10 protein-coding genes and 2 pseudogenes are annotated in these 19,139 nt (G+C 58.0%); 9 read left to right on the top strand and 3 right to left on the bottom strand.

Features of this window, described 5'->3' with window-relative positions; genetic code table 11:
- Positions 1-113 precede the first annotated feature (113 nt).
- A complete protein-coding gene (locus XI05_RS12455) occupies positions 114-716 on the bottom strand; it encodes a Mu transposase domain-containing protein (RefSeq protein WP_271501895.1) in 603 nt (200 codons plus the stop codon).
- A 933-nt stretch (positions 717-1,649) separates the two neighbouring features.
- On the opposite strand from XI05_RS12455, the gene XI05_RS12450 reads away from it, so the two are divergent.
- From XI05_RS12450 to XI05_RS12425, 6 genes are all read left to right on the top strand, one after another.
- Positions 1,650-3,053, top strand: coding sequence for a GGDEF domain-containing protein (locus XI05_RS12450; protein ID WP_271501894.1), 1,404 nt, complete (start codon positions 1,650-1,652; stop codon positions 3,051-3,053).
- Positions 3,054-3,521: 468 nt separating this feature from the next.
- Positions 3,522-5,327 (top strand): putative bifunctional diguanylate cyclase/phosphodiesterase, encoded by a 1,806-nt coding sequence (locus tag XI05_RS12445; RefSeq protein WP_271501893.1) that lies wholly within the window; start codon positions 3,522-3,524, stop codon positions 5,325-5,327.
- A 1,165-nt stretch (positions 5,328-6,492) separates the two neighbouring features.
- Positions 6,493-7,698, top strand: a complete 1,206-nt coding sequence (locus XI05_RS12440; protein WP_271501891.1) for an HlyD family secretion protein — start codon at positions 6,493-6,495, stop codon at positions 7,696-7,698.
- Positions 7,698-9,668, top strand: a complete 1,971-nt coding sequence (locus XI05_RS12435) for a glycosyltransferase family 2 protein (protein ID WP_271501888.1) — start codon at positions 7,698-7,700, stop codon at positions 9,666-9,668. The genes XI05_RS12440 and XI05_RS12435 overlap by 1 nt, the downstream gene beginning before the upstream one ends.
- A gap of 79 nt (positions 9,669-9,747) precedes the next feature.
- Positions 9,748-10,791 carry a cache domain-containing protein gene (locus tag XI05_RS12430; RefSeq protein ID WP_271501887.1) on the top strand — a complete coding sequence of 348 codons (1,044 nt, stop codon included), beginning with the start codon at positions 9,748-9,750 and terminating at the stop codon, positions 10,789-10,791.
- A 368-nt stretch (positions 10,792-11,159) separates the two neighbouring features.
- Complete coding sequence (locus XI05_RS12425; RefSeq protein ID WP_271501886.1) at positions 11,160-12,434, top strand: IS4 family transposase; 1,275 nt, start codon at positions 11,160-11,162, stop codon at positions 12,432-12,434.
- Between the two features lie 386 nt (positions 12,435-12,820).
- Here the strand turns inward: XI05_RS12425 and XI05_RS12420 are convergent, their stop codons facing one another.
- On the bottom strand, positions 12,821-13,012 hold the full coding sequence (locus XI05_RS12420) for a hypothetical protein (protein ID WP_271501885.1): 192 nt from the start codon (positions 13,010-13,012) through the stop codon (positions 12,821-12,823).
- A gap of 493 nt (positions 13,013-13,505) precedes the next feature.
- Between XI05_RS12420 and XI05_RS12415 the strand changes: the two are divergent.
- Positions 13,506-14,373, top strand: a pseudogene (locus XI05_RS12415) (IS3 family transposase); the annotation flags it as partial.
- A 749-nt stretch (positions 14,374-15,122) separates the two neighbouring features.
- Here XI05_RS12415 and XI05_RS12410 read toward each other — a convergent pair.
- A pseudogene (locus tag XI05_RS12410) lies at positions 15,123-15,406 on the bottom strand (integrase core domain-containing protein); the annotation flags it as partial.
- A gap of 797 nt (positions 15,407-16,203) precedes the next feature.
- Between XI05_RS12410 and XI05_RS12405 the strand changes: the two are divergent.
- Positions 16,204-17,850 carry an extracellular catalytic domain type 2 short-chain-length polyhydroxyalkanoate depolymerase gene (locus XI05_RS12405; protein ID WP_271501884.1) on the top strand — a complete coding sequence of 549 codons (1,647 nt, stop codon included), beginning with the start codon at positions 16,204-16,206 and terminating at the stop codon, positions 17,848-17,850.
- A gap of 553 nt (positions 17,851-18,403) precedes the next feature.
- On the top strand, positions 18,404-18,895 hold the full coding sequence (locus XI05_RS12400; protein WP_271501883.1) for a hypothetical protein: 492 nt from the start codon (positions 18,404-18,406) through the stop codon (positions 18,893-18,895).
- The last annotated feature ends 244 nt before the right edge of the window (positions 18,896-19,139 follow it).

Genomic DNA, 19,139 nt, shown 5'->3' with positions numbered 1-19,139 from the left:
TAGCTGCGGCTGTGGATGTTGGCGTGTAAGAGGACGACGCCTCCTGGGCGGGAGGAGCGGTTTTGTCGGCGGCGTTCTTGAGGATGGCGGCGACCGACTTGTAGGAACGGGCGTTAAGCAGCAGCGCACGGGCTCAGGCGGCGTCGACACGTTCCTCGCCGTAGCGCCTGACCGGCCCGAGAATGCCGATGGCCGAGCGGAAGCCTTGTTCCGGATGCGGTCGCGACCAGGATGACGTCGATCAGCGTCTCGGCGTCGGCGCGCACCTTGGCGGCTTCAGAACGAATCCGCTCATGAGCCCAGTCGCGGTAGCGGCGATGCGAGCTTGGCATATGCTCGTCGTTCGTCGTTGGCCGATGCGGCAGAGTGCTGCGCAGATGCGAGGCGACGCGCTTGCCGCGCAGGAAGCTCTCGATGGTTTTCAGCGTGATCCGTGCCTCGACCTCTTCATGCACGAGGTTGTGAGACACGCTGTAGTCATGCTTGTCAAGCTCGACATGATATTCGAGGTTCACCCGACAGCGCTTCCACTCAGCGTACTCGTAGGGTTCGTCGGGCAATGGGGTCAGTGCCGGTCGGTCAAGCTCCTCGAACAGCTCGCGCCGGCTTCGCCCCCAGCTCCATAGCGGTCGGCTGTTGAGATCGACGAGCAGTGCGTGGATCGCCTCGTTGAAGGCGGCGAGCGACAAGAACCGGCGGTTGCGCAGGCGCGCCAAAATCCGTCGCCCGACGATTTGGACGCCGACTTCGACCTTGGCTTAGTCGCGCGGCCGATACGGCCCTGCGGGAACGATGGCAGTGGCCCAGCTTATCTAGAATCCGATAACCCTGAGCGGGCCAGCCGGGGACGGTGACGGCGTCGGACCACGCGCAGCAGCGTAGCCTTACTTACCGCGAACATCAGCCGTTTTGCGAAGCGTGCCGGGCATGGGTAGTCCAGCATGTAGCGAAGCTGAACTGGGGTGATTGTCACCACGCCGTCCGCCGACGACGGCCACAAAAAGCAGCCGCGCTCCAGCCGCTTGGCAAAAAGTCACATGCCCAGCCCTTGCAGGCTCGAATTTTCGCCCGCCTACAAGATGTGGCAGGGGGTTAGCTTAGCCAGCTCATGTATATAGTGGAACTTCTGGCTCGCATTTTGCCCGGGGACACGCCCAGAACGGAGGTCACAGATGGCATACAAGAAACTCATCAATCAAAGCGGCCTGACACTTAAGGTTTGCTCATCACGCGCGTTGGCTCCGAGCCGAACCAGTCCGCGCCGATCGTCACAGCGGCCCTACCGACTCGGGGCGGAGGCTGGGATACTGTATTGAACACGCACGATACGAACGTGGTGGGCTCGAACACCTAACCCGCAACGTCGCCGACGATCCCGCAGTGGCGAACTTGGCCTTGGATGGCAAGTCAATGCTGGCGGCGTCGCAGCCCCGCCCGGATGAGTGCAGCCGATGGACGGAAAGGTAACTCTTGTGACTTCCGCGCCCGTGCAGCTTGATCACCCGTGCCGGCGTGTTGATAACCTACTGCGGAGGCGAACCATGATGCCTTCTACTTTGGTTGTCCAGCAGGACTCCAAGGTGCTTGAATAGGGGCCCACGAGTTCATGAAAGGACGCGTGGGATCATCATGGAATGACGGTATAGCATATGAGTACCAATCTTATGTTGCACGAGCCGCCCAGCGCGCTGCGGCTGATCACACAAGCGTATACGAGCCTTCTCATCATCGGCTTGGCCCTGCTGCCCACTCAGTTGATCGCTTACCTCTATTTCCAGCAAGATCCCGCGCTGAAGTTTGAAGACCACCTGTTCCACGAATTCGCCATCGCCGTCGCCACCCTGGAGGGGCTATTCGTCACATATGTGACGTGGCGTTGTTATCGGTCTTCAGGCGAGCCTCTCTTGCGATGGTTGACCCTTGGTTTTCTGGCGTTCGTGCTGATCTATACGCTGCACGGCGCCTTCACCGGCATGGCACATCGCAACATTTGGCTGTTTCTGCTCTATGGGCCAGCGTCGCGTCTGGCGATGTCTATTCTGCTCTTCGTCGGGCTACTCAGCTACAACCTGCCGTCAGACGGACTTGAGAAGCGCTCGGACACGCGCGCATGGCTGACGTGGATTGGCCTGTTCCTTACGATGGACTTAGCCGTCGCGCTGATCGCCTATTCACCCTATGCTGGGCACCCGGTCGTCCGCCTGTCCATGGAGGGCGGCGCATTGCTATTCAGTGCGCTGAACGTCGCCGTCTTGCTGATGCGACGGATTCACTCGCCGCTCATGCTTGTTTTCGGCGTTTCTGTCGCGTGGTTTGCGCTATCGTCGCTCGCATTCATTTTGGCGACGCCGTGGAATCATATGTGGTGGCTGGCTCACGCGATCTTTGCTGGCGGTTTTTTTCTGCTCAGCTATGGCGTCGTCCGGGCGTTCCGAACAACGCAATCGTTCGCCACCATCTATAGCCAGGAAGAAATGACCGCCCGCCTTGCCAAATCGATGGCCGACACTCAAAAGGCGCTTCAGCAAGTACAATTGAGCAACCAACGGCTGGAGCGGCTCGCCGCAACCGATCCACTAACCGGTGCCGGGAATCGGCGCCACTTCATCGAGCATATCGGCGCGGAGATCGCACGGGCCAGGCGGACCGGAGCTCCGTTGTCCCTGCTGTCGCTCGATCTCGACCATTTCAAGGACATAAACGACTCACGTGGTCACAGCGTCGGCGACGAGGTCCTGCGCGTATTCGTGCGAAAGTGTCTGGAGGCAATCCGGCCTTACGACTCTGTCGCGCGCGTGGGCGGTGAAGAATTCATGGTACTGCTTCCGGGGGCGACGCTCGACGCGGCTAGAGCGGTCGCCGAGCGCCTTCGATCGGCCATCGAACGCACTGCATTCGATGTCGGGGCCGAACCATCGGTCGGCGTCACCATCAGTGTTGGAGTGTCGGAGTTCGGGCGCGATGGAGACACGCTCGACGGGTTCTTGACCGTCGCCGACCAGCGACTCTATCGCGCAAAATTTGAAGGCCGCAACCGTGTGGTTTTCGTCTAGGATAACGTTCATCGTTCACTCCGTCTCCCGTGCTCTGGGGCGGACGCCCGTCCGCTCTTCTCCGAGCCAAAGCCGCAACTCTACTAACAACTATTCGGTCATGGTCCATCCATTGCAACATTTGCAGGCCGGTTCTCACCGCAATAAGCTGCGGCCACTAGCAGCCGGGAGCTCTTATGTCGGTTCTTGCTACAACGGCGTCGCGTGACAGCCGTCGTTCCATCGAGCGCTCAGCTGGCGGTCACCTCGCCAAGGCGGCCGCCTCTTGGCCCGCGCCGCGATCGTCGATGTGCTCGCCAGGCAATTGGCAGAAGCTCCGGATCACGAGGCGCGACTTGTAGGAGGCTGGTCGCGCTGATTGCTATCGCACGTGAACTAGCGCCTTCGCTCGGCGCTTGCGCTCCAGAGTGTCCAACGTCTTGAATCGGCATATTCAGCATATAGCTCGCTGCTTCGGCCGCACTAACGATGCGCAATCCTGCCGGTCGCTCGAACGCCACTTTCGCCGGAAGCACCTTATCGCGACCCGACGGCTCATTGCGGCTTGCGAAGCCGTTACTGACGTTCCGCAATCAGCGCAACATCTGGCTTTCTCAACAATCATGCTGCGGGCAAGACCCCCGCACCCTGCGTTGCGACGGTTCGACTGAGATGGGAATTTCAACTCCACGATTGCGCATATTGCGCGTCGATTGGCGCAGTTCTGCCACGAGGGACTTCATTGCTCTCTTCGGCGGCGTCGTTCTCACTTCACTCTTAGCGCATTTTTATGGGCTTGGCCCTCGTTTAGCGCAGCTGGGAAAACGCTATGTGGATCCGATTCTCGACGACACTATATTCATCGTGTTCGTTGCATTCTTGCTGAGCATTGGGCTCACAATCTTTAGTGTTCGGCGCTATCGAGAACTTGCCCGCGGCACTGACGCACAAACCATCACAGAAGGAGAAGTCCGCGATTCGGCGCGGCACGATCCATTGACTGCCTTTCCAAACCGCCGCCTGTTTGATGACACACTTGATGTGTACGTTGGCCTCGCCACCGACACGCATCAAGTCGCTATTCTGATGCTCGGCCTCGACGGCTTGAAGCGGATCAAGGATACGCACGGCCATGCAGCGGTAGACAAGGCACTCTGCGAGTTTGCCACAAGGCTTGCGGACATCTTGCCCAAGGACGGTCTCCTGGCGAGGATCGAAGGCGACGAATTCGGGATCGTCCTGCCCAACATTAGCTCCCTCGAGGAGCCCGCCGATCTGGCGCGCCGTGTCGTGGTGTCTGCCGCCGACAGTTTGGTGATTGAGACTGGCGCAGCCGAGCTTAGTCTTGGAATTGGCATCGCCATCGCTCCGCTTGATGGCGTCACTCCCCACGAGTTGGTCAGGCGCGCAGAACGCGCGCTTTATCGCGCGCAAGGCGACGGCGGGTCGCGCGTTCGCTTTTTTGAACCGGACATGGACATGCATGTCGAGCGGCGCATCAATATTGAGCGTGAGCTTCGGAGCGCTATCGCAACGAATATTATCGAGCCCCATTACCAGCCGGTGGTTTCACTCGCAAGTAATCGCATCGTGGGGTTCGAGGCGTTGGCGCGTTGGGAGAACAAGACAACTGGGCATATCCCGCCTGACGTGTTTATTCCAATTGCAGAAGAAACCGGCCTCATCAACGCTCTTGGAGATCAGCTTTTTCGGCGCGCGTGTCTTGATGCCACTGCGTGGCCAAAGACCGTTTCGCTTGCCTTCAACATTTCGCCTGTCCAATTGCGGGATTCCGCGCTTGGAGAGCGCATTATATCGGTCCTTGAGCAAACCGGGTTTAGTCCGCGCCGCCTGGAGATCGAAATTACAGAGAGCGCGTTTGTGGAAAGAAGCGGGGCTGCGAAGAGCGTGATTGACGCACTTCGTCTAGCCGGCGTCCGCATCGCGCTCGATGATTTCGGAACAGGTTATGCTACACTTAGCCAGCTGCTTTCGTTTCGTCTTGACAAGATCAAGATCGATCGCAGCTTCGTGTCACATCTCCACGACAGCACTGACTGCCGGGTGATCGTTCGTGCTATAATCGGCCTCGCTGAAGGGCTTGGTTTGATGACCGCGGCCGAGGGAGTCGAATGCGAACGCCAGCTCGCCTATCTGGTGTCCAATGGTTGCACAGAAGGACAAGGCTACCTGTTCAGCGGTCCGGTTCCAGCCACTAGTATTCCCGCGCTGCTCAATCGCGAAGCCAGCCGCGGGCCGGTTACTGAAGACGGAGCAAGAAACCCAAATGCGTGAGCCGACGGTTCAAGCCTGCTCGAGAGGCGCTTGATTAGAAGAATGCGTCTAGATTTGCTGCGATACCTTCGACGCATCACCTGCATTGTTGCTCAGGGCGGGCCCATTCACTTGGACAGGACGCAGACTCTTAAGAGATCACCATGGATCGATGACGCGATTACGGGCGGGGGCCTGCCGTGCATCACCGTTTGACACTCCAACGTCAACGCACAGGGCTCGCGCTGATCTTCGACTACTCCTCTTGGCTGTAGCGGCGTGCAGATACGCGATGAGCTGAATCAACGGCGATCAGACATCCGAACTCTGGATATCGTCTCGAACATCCGCCATTTGAATCCCCTGATGCCCCTCCGACTGAAGCGCCGGAGCTCACCGTTCTGGTCTCCTAGTCTAGCGGCTCCTGATTGCTCCGGGGAGCGCCGGACGCACACGATCCAACTCAGGCATCCGCTGGTTCCCTTCAGGTGGGAGCCCTCCTGATCAGGCCGTTTATGGTCAGCCAAGCCTCCCAGGCCGCATTGCTCAGCACCAAACAATCCCCCCAGGCTTCCATAACGAGACTTAATCCGATTTGCGACCTTACGTTAGAACATGAACTAGACTGTCCGATTTCTGACATGCAGTCGGTCTGGTAAACTTCCTTGAAGCAATATTCCTTGTTGATCAAGCTTGTCGCAGTTGGCACAGGGTTTGAACAGAGAGGTGCATCCACCGCAGCCGCCCACGAAGCGGCAGCTACACTAACGCTTCTTCGGCTGTGGCCCTTTGGTGCAATGACACGAGCTGTCACATGGAGTCGGTCTCAATAGCACGTCACATAAACTGCCCTCAATGTGGCTCTGCATTTGTTCACCTCGAGTGGCATGAACGCATGGGTGCGCGGGAGGTCCAAGATCTCTGGCGCTGCTGGAACTGCAGGAAAGAATTCATGACTGTTTTCACTTCCGACGATATGGATCCTCTTGCCGCTGAGATCACGAAGCTATTCTTTACCAGTCTGTTAGTCTGATCATGACGCCTGAGTCGCTAACGCTCGCATCCGAGCGGCATTGGACCTGGCAATCCAAAGCCGCGGGGGCCCCTTAGGCGAAAACGATTGGTACCGTAGGCTGCTCAGTAACACGCCGCGCACCCTCCCGTTATAAACAGTTGGAATGTCCTTATGAGGCTCGTACGTGCAATCGTCGGCTTGGCCCTGTTGGCAGTGGGATTGTACATTATTATCGGTGAGCACTTCGCTGGAACATCGACGGATGCTACACTCAATGCGCGGCTCTACATCGTTCGCGCCCCGATCGAAGGAAAGGTAACGCTTGCCGTGAAGAGCATCGGCGCGCGCATTAGTCCCGGCGCGCTGATAGCGGAACTCACCGACCAACGCTTCGATAACGCGAGGCTTCTTGAGCTTGATCGCGATCGCACAAACCAACAGATCGAGCTCAACCGTCTCGTTGGCCAGCGAGAGGCCTTGTCCGCATCCAGGTCGCGCTTCGATGTTCAATCAACTGATTACCAGCGCGGAAGGGTTCGGCAGATTGAGGCTCGAATTGCCGAAACGAAAGCAGCTCAAGACGCTGCGGCCACACGCCTTCGTCAAGCGGACGCAGAATTTAGGCGAGCAAACGAACTAAGCACGCGTGGTGTGCAGACGGCGGCGAATTTGGATCGGGCTCGCGCCACTTACGACGTGGCGCAGCAAGAACTGGAGAGTGCGCAGCAGCGAGTGAAATACTTAGAGACGGAACTTACGTCCGCTCGCGACGGCATCTTCATCGGGGAGTCCTATAACGACGCTCCTTCCTCGGCTCAACGCATCCGAGAGCTCGAGCAGCGGCTGGCCGAGCTGAATGTCGACAAGGAGCAGGTGAAAGCACGTATTGTACAGCTCGACCGGCAAATCGGTGCCGAGCGTCTTCGTGTCAACAACTTGAGCTTCGCTGGCCTTAATGCCAGCGTGATTGGTCTAGTCTGGGACATACTAATAGACGATGGCCAATACGCGCGGCGCGGCCAGGATCTCGTCAAGATCGTAGACTGCAGTACACTGATCGTCACCGCCGGCGTCAGCGAATCTCTCTACGACGGTCTCTCGGTGGGAACGGCCGTGCAATTTCGGTTGTTTCGAGATGATCGTATTTTCAATGGAACCATAACTCGCCTTGGCGGATCCGGTGCGGCCTTACTCTACACCAATCTTGCTGTGGGGCCAAGCGCTCAACATCTGCAGCGCTTTGACGTCACAGTGACAGTTCCAGATCTTGCAGGAGAGGCAGATCTCGATTGCGCGATTGGACGCACTGGACGCGTCATCTTCACAGCTGGCCCAATCGCACAGTTCCGCCGCTTTATAACGCGGTACGGACTCTGATGCTCCAGCTGTCGCCGCTCGTTGCTGCCTTCGCAGGCGCCGCCTTCATAATTGGGCTTCGCCTTACTGTCTTTCCATTTCTCAATCCGATGAAGTGCTATTGGCGCGCTCTTCTCCTCGGGGCTGCTGCCGTACTGTCTTGGCGTTATATGGCTTGGCGCTTCACCGAAACGCTGGCACCGCTCGACTGGACTGCGGACGCGCTGTTCAGTTGGGGATTCGCCACCCTCGAGGCAGTGACGATGCTTTCCTCTACCATCGCGTTTTTCATACTGTCCCGAGTGAACGACCGGTCGGCAGAAGCAGACCAGTATTCCGAATGGTGGCTGCCTGGAGAAGCGCCGCGTGTGGACGTTTTTATCACGACTTACAACGAGCCGTCGGAAGTGCTCGAGCGCACGATCATTGGCGCGACGCAAATCCGCTATTCACAGCTTCGGATTTTTATCCTCGACGACGGCGCCAGGAATTGGGTACGGCAACTTTGCGAGCTGCACGAAATCGGATATCTCGCACGTTCGGACAAGGAGCATGCTAAAGCGGGGAACATTAACCATGCACTTCGCGCGCGCGCCCGCGATCCAGCCCCCCCGATCTTTGTCGCTGTACTTGACGCAGATTTCGTTCCCCATGCGGACTTCATCGAGCGGACGCTAGCGTTATTTCACGAGCCAAGCGTCGCGCTCGTGCAAACCCCGCAGCACTTCTTCAATCCTGATCCGATCCAACATAACCTCGGAATAAGCACCGCATATCCGGATGAACAGCGTCATTTCTTTGACAACGTCGAGCCATCGCGGGACGCTTGGGGGATTGCCATCTGCTGTGGGACATCATCCGTAATGCGGGTCCAGGCCGTCGAGCAGATTGGCTGGATTCCAACACAAAGCGTAACCGAGGACTTCCTGCTCACCCTTAAGCTTGCGGAAAACGGCTGGCAAACTGTATACCTAAACGAGCCGTTGACTGAAGGTTTGGCTCCCGAAGGACTGAAAGAGTATATTACTCAGCGTGGACGGTGGTGCCTGGGCTTGATCCAAATCGTCCGCAACTCATACAGCCCCTTTGCCATGCGCGGCCTTGGTCTGATGCATCGAATCGGGATCCTGGATTCATTGCTCTACTGGGTCAGCACCTTTCCCTTCAGGCTTGCCAGCCTGATTTGCCCGCTGTTGTACTGGTGGTTCGGCATCACCATCGTGAACGCGTCGCTGGTGGAAATTATCAGTTATTATGTACCTTATTACCTAATGGTTCTTGTGTCCCTGAACTGGCTTTCAAAAGGGTTGTTTGTCCCGCTTCTCAACGATACGGCTCAACTGATCGCGGCCTGGCCCATCAGCCAGGCAGCTGCTCTCGGGCTTCTGACCAGCGGATCGCATAAATTCTCGGTGACGGCCAAAGGCGGCGACCGCACCAAGGTCATAGTTCAATGGGCGTTGATGCGCCCGTTTGTACTCCTGCTCGCTCTGACGATCGGCGGCTTGATCGTGCCGTTGAACTCCGATTTTGTCTTCGATACGTCCGCAACAGCGGGGGACGGCACGACTGTCGTGATGTTCTGGACAGTTTACAACATTCTGGTGCTTTTCGTGGCAGTCGTGGTGTGCATTGAGCGACCGCGATACGATCGACCTCAGCGCCAGATTCCAGAACCCATCACGTTGGTGATCCAAGGTGAGAAGCATCGCGGATGGCTTCTCAATCTGGGCCGAGGGGGCGCGCGAATCAGCGGTCCATCCGGACTTTCCGCCGGAGCAGCAGGGCAGCTCGACCTGCCCGGGATTAGCGGCGTAGACGCGCATGTTGCTGCGACTACCCGTGACGGCTATCGAATCAAGTTCTCTCCAACTCCCGAGCAAAGGGCGAAAATTATCAAGAAGCTTCACACTGAATCCGCCATGCCAGGGACCGATCGAGGGAACATCTTGCAAATGATTTGCGAGTTGGGGCGAGCTCTAACGAGTTGAGGAGCGCGAGATGCCGAGAAGACCGAGCCTACTCTCCTTGGTGTTCTGTGGAGGCGCCTTGCTCATATTGGTGCCGGCCATGGTGACCGCGACGATCTACACGGCCCTGCTACAGCAAGGGGGAGAGCAGCTGCAGTTCGGCGCGTTAAGAATTCGCGGGGAAATGAGTTCCGCGCTGTTGGCCCGCCGGCTCTATGGAGTTTGGATGGATGTAGCTCGGTCCGCTGAGCTCATTGACCTAACTGATCTTAAGAATGCGCGAGAACACATCGACTTCTTGAGCCGCCTTGATCGACGCTACACTTGGCTTGGCGTCGCGGATCTCGAAGGGACGATTCTCGCGGCTAAAGACGGCATGCTCGAAGGAGTAAGCGTTGCACAGCGACCTTGGTTTAGGCGGGGCCTTGTCTCGCCGGCGGCTATCGATGTGCATGCCGCTCAACTACTGGCCACCCAGTTGCCGGCACCTCGTGAGCCCTATCGCTTTATCGACCTGGCAGCGCCGCTGCGCCACGCCGGCTCCGTTGCTGGGGTCATCGGCGCTCACCTTGACTGGAAATGGGTCGCAGAAAGCATGGACTCGTTACAAGTACCCGGCATTGATGTGCTGCTGCTTTCGGGGGATCGAACCGTCCTGTTTGGTCCGCCGGATCTTATCAACAAGCCGCTCAACATCGGCTCCGCACTTGCGGCTAGTCGCGTCACGACTGCGTCTCTGCGCGAACGTTGGCCTGACGGCAGGGACTACTTCACGGTGATCGTTCCGACGGTCGGCTTCGCGAACCTTCCAAGCTTCGGTTGGTCTCTTCTGGTTCGGCAGAGTGCCGACGAGGCGCTTGCGTCCACCCGTAATCTCATCCGATCATTCTGGAGTAGTTTCGGTGCTTGTGCCATTGCCACACTAGCACTGCTCTTTTGTGCGGCGCAGTGGCTGAGGGCGCCCCTTCGCCGGCTCTCGAATACAGCCGAGGCCCTCTTGCACGATCCATCCGCGCACCCGCCATATTCCGAGACACGCTTCAATGAAGCGGCGAGGCTCAGTGACGCGCTAGCTCGCATCCAGTCGAAGCTGATGGGGCATTCTGTTAGCAATTCGATCCAAGGATCCGGTGGGGACAACTAGCTAGTGTCCTGAACCAGAAGTTCGCAACATTGCTCCATTTTGTGCCGGGGCATTGTATCGCCAGAAGCGCTCGATGGAACCAAGGCTGCCGTCAGCGGACTTGGTCCATCGGAATGGTTTCTTATCGGCATTGTGTCGTGCAACGAACGAGGTGATGTCCGCCTAAGGGCAGCGAGACTGCGCGCCTGATCTTCTTATCGGTAAGGAGCGCGAAGAAGCGCTCGACCTGATGTATCCGTGCGGTGAAGCTTTCAATTACCCACAAATGCTTGATTCGATTGCGATAGTCCTAATCGAAAAATCTTGAATCGGATGAATCGCTTGTGATTCATTGTCGGGCACCTGAATCGCGACGGCGAGGTGCCTTGATGTGTTCAAGCGGAACGACGTGTCGTTGGTCGGCCGGCCCGGATGATGGTGATGAAAGTGCCGTCGAACATTGGACGGAGCGCGAGATCGACAAGACAGCGTTCAAGGATGCCCGTCTCGGTCAACGATTTAGCGAGCTGTTGAAGCAAATTGGTGACGGCATGGGCGGGAGCATACCGTTCGCGTGCCAGGACTGGGCGAACACGAAAGCGGCCTACCGCTTCTTCGCCAATGATCGCGTGGAGGAAGCCGACATCCTCAGCGGTCACTTCGCCGCCACCCGCGCGCGTTACGATGACTGTAGAGGCCCGATCCTCCTTATTCAGGACACTACGGAATTCTCCTACCAGCGCGCGAACACGAGCGCTATTGGCCTGACCAAGAGCGTCAACAGCGGCCGGGACAAGGACGGCCGTTGGCGCCATCACACGGTCGGTGGAATGCTGATGCATTCCAGTCTCGCCGTGACTGTCGAGGGCCTACCGCTGGGATTGGCGGCGGTGAAGTTCTGGACACGGAAAAAGTTCAAAGGCACGGCGCAGCTCAAGAAGAAGATCAACCCGACCCGCGTTCCGATTGAGAAGAAGGAAAGCGTTCGCTGGCTCGACAATCTCAGGCAGTCGATCGAGCGGCTCGGACAGCCGGCGCGTTGCATTCATATGGGCGACCGCGAAAGCGACATCTACGAAGTATATTGCCTGACGCAAGAGCTTGGCGCCCACTTCCTTGTCCGCGCCTGCGTCGATCGGCTGGCAGGCGATGGCGGTCATACGATCGCAACCGAGATGGAAGAGACCAGCGTCAAAGGCTTGCATTACATCGACGTGCGCAACGACAAGGGAGAGGCGACGAAGGCCGCGCTGGAAATCAAGTTCAAGCGGATCGTGGTCTTACCGCCCATCGGGAAGCAGAAGCGCTATCCGGCCCTCGACCTGACGATAATCCATGCCACCGAGCGCGGTACGCCAAAGGGCCGTAAACCAATTGAGTGGAAGCTCATCACTGACCTAGCCGTCCGCAGTCGCTCCGAAGCAATCGAGAAGATCAACTGGTACGCCATGCGGTGGAAGATCGAGGTATTCCACAAAATCCTGAAATCGGGCTGCAAGGCGGAAGACTCAAAACTCCGGACCGCGGAGCGACTTGCCAATCTAATGGCGGTCTTCTGCATTCTCAGCTGGCGCGTCCTCTGGCTCACCATGCTCAATCGCATCGCCCCGGACGCGCCACCGAAGCTCGCACTGACGAATACCGAGATCGCATTGCGCGATTGACTCATCAGCGGCGCCAGCCATCGACGATGTCGCCCTGGAACCCTTGCATTTTATCTCACCAAGCTTGCACGATTGGGTGGCTACCTGGCCAGGCCGGCGAAATTCCCCGTCGATGCATCGAGCGTTTGGATCGACAGAAGAGAGCCTCGCTGATTTACCCATTTAGAGGGACTGGCAACCGCGCGTGAGCAGGCACCGACGTAACGGCAAAGAGCAGGAGCACAATCAAGCGTGTCATGGTATTCCCCTAGCAACAGGCAACTGCGCAGACGCTGCCGGAGATGCGCTCTCATACCGACGCCTATTTCGCTCCCGCAGCCTCCACTAAGAGTTCTCGCGTTGTCGTATCGCCTGCTTGTTCAGAGGCCGACTTGCCGACGGCCTCATCATTCTCGAGCGACATTGATTACCGCCTCTTGAACATGCTCAAGGAGCAAATGACGCAACGGGTCATCTTGAGGTATTCGAGCAATGCCTTTTTTGTCTTGTTTCGTTCCGAGGCAATACTCTTTTCCTTCAGCTTCGATCTGCCAGCCGATGGTTCTAAACTCCGCCTTCCTACAGAGTTTGCGGATCACGTAGTGCATTCCGTAGTTGTAGTTCCAGTGAACGGGCGACCCTCCGAGCCTCGGAACACGTACCCAGTGTCCTTCTTACGCCGGTACAGCATCGTGTACACATCAATGTCGAGCGGTATATGCCGCGTGCGGTTACTCTTCGGCGCGACTAGCGTCTTCCCACGATCATCGTATGAATGTCTCACCGCAACGTTGGGCGTGAGCCAATCGAGAGACGTCCAATGAAAGGCCGCTGAGCTCTCCTTGCCGCATACCCGTCCGCCGCGCCGTCAGAACTAGTTCGTGCACTAGGCCATTTGCCTGGGAAAGGAGCAACTCACACTCTTCTGGCGAAAGATAATCAATTTCGGGCAACGCCCTTTTTTGGCCATTTGATCTTCGGTGGTGACCTTGCCCTCAGGCTTAATCCAGGTTGAAGTTCGCTCTGGCCCACGACAAGGACCAGAGCATGAAGCGCAGCCGGTTTTCGGAAGAGTAGATCATCGGGATTTTGAACACCCGGCTGAAGCGGTTGCTGGCTGATGCCATGGTGAACAATGCAGCGCTGAAGGACTTGTTGGGAATAAAGTGGTGACGCCCGCGGGGAACGCGCATCTCGTGGATGCCCACGGGATGAGCGAACGGCGGGCGTGTAAAGCCATCGGCTGCTGCCGCATGACCATGAGATACCAAATGACTTGGGCGGACGAAGCCGGCCTTCGCCAGCGCATGCGGGCAACCGCCCAGGAGCGCCGCCGCTTCGGCTATCGACGCCTGCATGTGCTGCTCAAGCGGGAGGGTCAACCAAAAGAAGCTGTTCCGGCTCTACCTGGAAGAGAGGCTGGCGGTGCGGCGGCGTGGCGGCCGCAAACGGGCGATCGGGACCCGGGCGCCAATGACGGTGCCGATGGCGCCGAACGACCGCCGGTCGCTCGATTTCGTGTCGGGTCAGCTGACCTGCGGCCGCCGCTTCCGTATCCTCACCGTCGTGGATGACTGCACCCGCGAGTGCCTGGCGCTGGTCGCCGATACCTCGCTCTCCGGCATCCGCGTGGCGCGGGAACTGGACCGGCTGGTGATCGAAGCGCGGCAAGCCCAAGACGGTGGTCAGCGATACCGGCACCGAACTGACCAGCAACGCCATCCTGACCGGGGCGGGGCAGAGGCGCGTCGCATGGCACTACATTGGGCCGGGCAAGCCCATGCAGAATGCCTTTGTCGAGAGCTTCAGGCTGCGGGATGAACTGCTGAACGAGACGCTGTTCACGTCGCTGGCCCAGGCTCGCGTCGCACGCGGATGCTGGCGGGCCCGATTACAACGATGCGCGACCACACTCCCAGGATGGAAAACGCCCTCCGAGTTCGCCTTCAGCTGTCACCCACCGTTCAACCGGACAAATTCAACAGCCGGGGCGAACTCAGAACTGGATAATACTTGGAGGCAAGGTCACATTTCACCGCGAACTCGGCAAAGGTCTTCGGCCGTGTCGCTCCGGTATCTATCGATATCGCCACGCTAGCTGTTGTCGCAAGGTCGCTTCATACGCATGCGCACCGGCCTTCGTGTTCTCGAGACTACGTTTTCCATATCGAGTGGAGTTGACCGTGAAATCGACCCACCACGAGGTTTTATCATTCGCACTGTCATATCCGTTCGATTGTTTTGGTCCGCTGCCTCGCCCAATACGAAATGACGCCGTAGTTGGTGAAACGAATGCTGCCGCCCACTTTGAGGAAGGGAATGCGTCGCCGCTGTTGCAGGCGTCGCACGCTAGAAGTCGAAATTCACAGTAGTTTGGCCACTTCAGCTTCAATAACTCAGCATCGGCTCTGAAGCAGTCGGGAATTTTCGAAGAACCATGCGCGCCGGCGAATTATCATCTCCGGCTGGCATCTCGACTCTACCATTGTTAGGAGGTTTGAGCACGTGTACATGTTGCGCGCCGGCTGGAGCGATCGCCAGGCGCGGAGCCGTGACCACAGGAGACGCCCCTGAAGTCTTGGACGGACCTGCGACCGCTCTATCAGCCAAAAACTGCCTAAAACCGGAGCCGTCGCCTGGCCATCGTCAGATAATTTGCGACTGGTCAGGCTCTTTGACAAGGGAGGCTCTGTCTCATCCGCGTTAGAGTTAAGCGGCCTGCAGTTGATGCTGCAAGCGGCGGTTTGCGATGTGTCGCGCTTGATGCGGTTTCGTTCGGGGAGGATCGCCTCAGGCCCTGCCGCAGTAGACATCGGCTGGCGTGAGGTTGTCGATGCTCTCATGATAGCGGACGTGATCATAGCCTCGACGAAGGCCCCTACTTGATCTTCGAGATCATCGGGTCGGTCGCAGTTGTCGAGCAGAATACGGTTCTTCAGCGTCTGATGCCAGCGCTCGAGTTTTCACTGGGTCTGAGGATGGTTCGGACCGCCCGTGCCCAACGACAACTGCTCCGAGCAGAATCGTCCCTCGTGCGATCACTAGGTCACCGCTGCTCGGTGGCTATGATTTCCGCCTTTATTCTTTCGCGCTCGGCTTCACTCTCACGAACAAGCTCATTGGAAGCTGAATATTCTACCTTACCCACGACCCAAGCCTATCACCTTCTCCAAAGTGCTCTCGGCCGGAGCGAAGCGGCTCGTAGAGCCTCGCAACAAGGATTGCGATTCTGAAAAGCGTGCATGAAGGTCGCTTGCAAATCCCGCAATCAGACGACGGTCTTATGAATAACTGTGCAGTTGACCAGCATACCAATGTCGACTTTTGACGGCATTTCGTCCAGCGACTTGAATTGACACACGCAGGCGCGCTGAACTCAACAGGGTAGGTTGAACCTACAAGTTTTGGCGGGTGGAACGTTCAACGAATCAACACTAGGGTTGGTTAGAAGGATCGAACATCTTGCATTAGGGAACTGTTGATAAGGAGTGCCAAGCGAAGCGACCGCTGACGTCGGCATCGGTTTCGGCTGCGTAGTATGCCACCATGTCCAAACGCATAGCAGTTCATTGGCGCAGAAGCCAGCCATTAGCTGGGATTCTACTCGTATCATAATCGAGTTAGTGGTTTTCGGCTGGCGAAAACCTAGAAACCAGCTTCGGTATCCTCGCTTCAACATGCGAATTCCTCGTGCGCATTGATCGCCTGTCAAGAATTTCTTCCACCAGCACCTATCCCCCGCTTTCCCGGCGGCGTCCGGGAACGTTTGACCAGATGAAGGAGATCAGAGATGGCCTACCAGAAACTGATCGATCAAAGCGGACGGATGCTCAAGGGGGCGCTCGTCACGCCTGTTGCCTCGGAGCCGAACCAGCCCGACACGATCATCACGTCGGCGCTGCCGCGGGACGGCAGGCAGAGGGTCGACTGTGGTAATCCGCAGAATCCTTTTCCGAACTGGCGAGTGATTTCTTGTTCCGATGGCGCGTTTTCACATGAACACCGGAGACTGCCCGTCGGTTCGATTAGCGCGTTTTTCGAGGGCTTGGCCATCTTGCGGCAACACGCTATCGGCGCCATTTGCGCCGCGGTCGTTGGAATGTCGCCTCTCTCTGCCGAGCCCTTGCCATTACGCAGCTATCACGCGCCGATCGGCGAGAGCTCGATCTCCGGCATTTCATCAGGCGCCTTCATGGCAGTCCAGTTCGGCGCAGCCTGGTCCTCGATCGTCAAGGGAGTGGGGGTGGTCGCTGGCGGTCCCTATTGGTGCGCTGAGGCCAAGATGTGGCGTGCGACGGGTCCCTGCATGAAAGGGCCTGCATCGGGCCTGAACATCACGGCGTTCACGACGAAGGCTGATGCGAACGCGTCAGCAGGCAAAATAGATCCGGATAGTAACCTTGCCGGGCAGAAGATCTATCTCTTTCACGGCTACAACGACGCGGTCGTCGATAGGGCCGTCACCGATGCGGCTGCCGACTTCTACCGTCGCTATCTAGGTGGCTCCAATCGAGGCAATCTCTTCTATCAGACCGCCCTCGGCGCCGGGCACTCCTTCGTGGTGGCCAAGCAGGGCGACACCGGACTGAATAGCTGCAGTGCTAACAAGGAACCGTATATTGACCAATGCGGCTACGATCAGGCCGGAATCATCCTGCAGCATATTTATGGCCGCCTCAATCCACCTAATCGCGGGCAGCTCGCGGGCGTCGTGAAGAGCTTCGATCAGTCACTCTATACTAGGCCGCAGGCGCCCGCCGCGTTGAGCCTGAGCGATACCGGCTATCTCTTCGTGCCTCAGGACTGCGAGCAAGGTGCTCTCTGCCGTGTCCACGTGGCGCTGCACGGATGCCGCCAGAATGCCCGCGAGATCGGGCTCAAGTTCGTCAATGATACTGGCTATAATGCCTGGGCGGATACGAACCGTTTGATCATTCTCTATCCACAGACTAGGACCAGCTTATATCGGCCCACCAATCCGCAGGCCTGCTGGGACTGGTGGGGCTACGTCAATCACACGAGCAGCTACGTGACCAAGTCTGGGGCGCAGATCCAAGCGGTCAAGGCTATGCTCGACGCGCTCGCGGCCGATGGCGCGACGCCCGTCAGCGCGACGCGGCAATTGACATCAGCACCTCAGGGGCTCACGGTGATCGATGCTTCGGATACTAGCGTTGATCTGGTCTGGTCGCCGCTTGCAGGAGCAACGGCATACCGCGTGCTGCGTGCAGGCCCTGATGACACATTTCAGAGGATCGGCGAGGTTGCAGGAGCCAGCTTCGGCGATTCCGATCTTGGGCCGCAAACAACATATCGCTGGCGCGTCTCGGCCGTTCTCAATGGAGTAGAAGGACCGGCGTCCGAGGAGGTTAGCGCGACCACGCGATCGACGCCTCCACGCTGCAACCATCCGGGGACTTGCCCGGTGACCAAATAGAAGACTCTTGGCCTCTACCGTCTGCGACGAGAGGCCGGTTCGCATCGGCGCCTTGCCAATCCTGGCAATCTCATCTTCCAGACGTGGAGACGCTGCACGGGACGTTTACCAATGTCCGATTTTGCCCAGGTGTCTGCTTGTTCGCGGGATAATCGAAGCTGGCGGTACAGCGAAGAAACCGACCGGAGGCGTTGAGCGACCGCGCCAATGAGCCGCATAAAAATGAACAGGTGACGAAACAAAAGATCGACCTCGCTTCGGCATGAAAGCTCCTCGGAAAATCGCCGGACCGGAGGCTATCTCGATGGCAAGCATGGCTCCGCGTTTGTGTCCGGGGATACGCCATCGGGGATCCTAGTGACGACCCTGTCGTTAGCGCCGCAATGTCGTGCGCATCAACCGCTAGCGCGCTGTGATTGATCTGAAGCCCCTGGCCAAGGTTGTCTCCTCCTAACGAGGCCCGGCAGCTTGCATGAGGAATTCAATTGTCGCGAAGACCTGCTTGATACATTCGAAGTCCGCTGTACGACAGCCATCTTCCAGGAGCGAATGGATGCAACTAGTTTTCGTAGTTGCCGCGCAGGTCTTTCTGAGCGCTACTATCCAACGCAAGCGTAGGGCTACGCAATCAGTGTGTTTGCCCAGAGCTGTCCCGGGCTCCTCCGCGCCGCCCAACTGTGCGCCAGCGCAGGTCGCGAAGCTGACGGCAGCACTGCCGCAGCAACCGGCGGTGACGCCCTTCGCAAGTCCGAAAGTTCTGAACGTGCTGGCGCTGGTCGCGCTGGCTCCGCGACAGCCGGGACTGCAGCCGCACGTCGTCCCCGGCGCTACGGATGACGAGCCAAGCGAGGAAACCCGTCGCAACCGGGCAACTTTTGATTTTATCCCCTGTAACAAACTGCAAACGAAAGCTGGATTGCGAGTGGCCTTTGCCAGCGGGCAGCCGATCTCGTTTCCAATCGAATCGATGGAGGTGAAGGCCAACTGGGTTCCCGTCGGCAAATCGAAATCCGGCCGAGTATCATATAAAGACGGCCTCAGATAGCAAGCGTTACGCGCTCGTCTCGATGCACATCATCTCCAAGTTGATCTTTGTGCCGGTCTTCTACGTCGTAGTCGTGAGATATTTCGGGCGTGGCAAAGAACGCGCATCCGTGCGAGCGCACTAGCGACGCCTTCCAGCAGACCCCGACACCGCTTTCAAGATTGAGACACTTGTCCTAAATAGCACTTTCGAGCAATGCTATGCAGTAACGTAGGGGGTGACTGCTTGAGATGGGCTGCGTAGG

This window comes from Bradyrhizobium sp. CCBAU 11357 (assembly GCF_028128865.1).
Taxonomy (GTDB): Bacteria; Pseudomonadota; Alphaproteobacteria; order Rhizobiales; family Xanthobacteraceae; genus Bradyrhizobium.
This window is presented reverse-complemented; position numbering and strand designations above follow the sequence as displayed.

Bases quoted from the DNA above. Each gene is read 5' to 3' on its own strand.
- XI05_RS12450 (WP_271501894.1), top strand. From the start codon at position 1,650: ATGAGTACCAATCTTATGTTGCACGAGCCGCCCAGCGCGCTGCGGCTG.
- XI05_RS12445 (WP_271501893.1), top strand. From the start codon at position 3,522: ATGCGCAATCCTGCCGGTCGCTCGAACGCCACTTTCGCCGGAAGCACC.
- XI05_RS12440 (WP_271501891.1), top strand. From the start codon at position 6,493: ATGAGGCTCGTACGTGCAATCGTCGGCTTGGCCCTGTTGGCAGTGGGA.
- XI05_RS12435 (WP_271501888.1), top strand. From the start codon at position 7,698: ATGCTCCAGCTGTCGCCGCTCGTTGCTGCCTTCGCAGGCGCCGCCTTC.
- XI05_RS12430 (WP_271501887.1), top strand. From the start codon at position 9,748: ATGGTGACCGCGACGATCTACACGGCCCTGCTACAGCAAGGGGGAGAG.
- XI05_RS12425 (WP_271501886.1), top strand. From the start codon at position 11,160: ATGTGTTCAAGCGGAACGACGTGTCGTTGGTCGGCCGGCCCGGATGAT.
- XI05_RS12405 (WP_271501884.1), top strand. From the start codon at position 16,204: ATGGCCTACCAGAAACTGATCGATCAAAGCGGACGGATGCTCAAGGGG.
- XI05_RS12400 (WP_271501883.1), top strand. From the start codon at position 18,404: ATGCAACTAGTTTTCGTAGTTGCCGCGCAGGTCTTTCTGAGCGCTACT.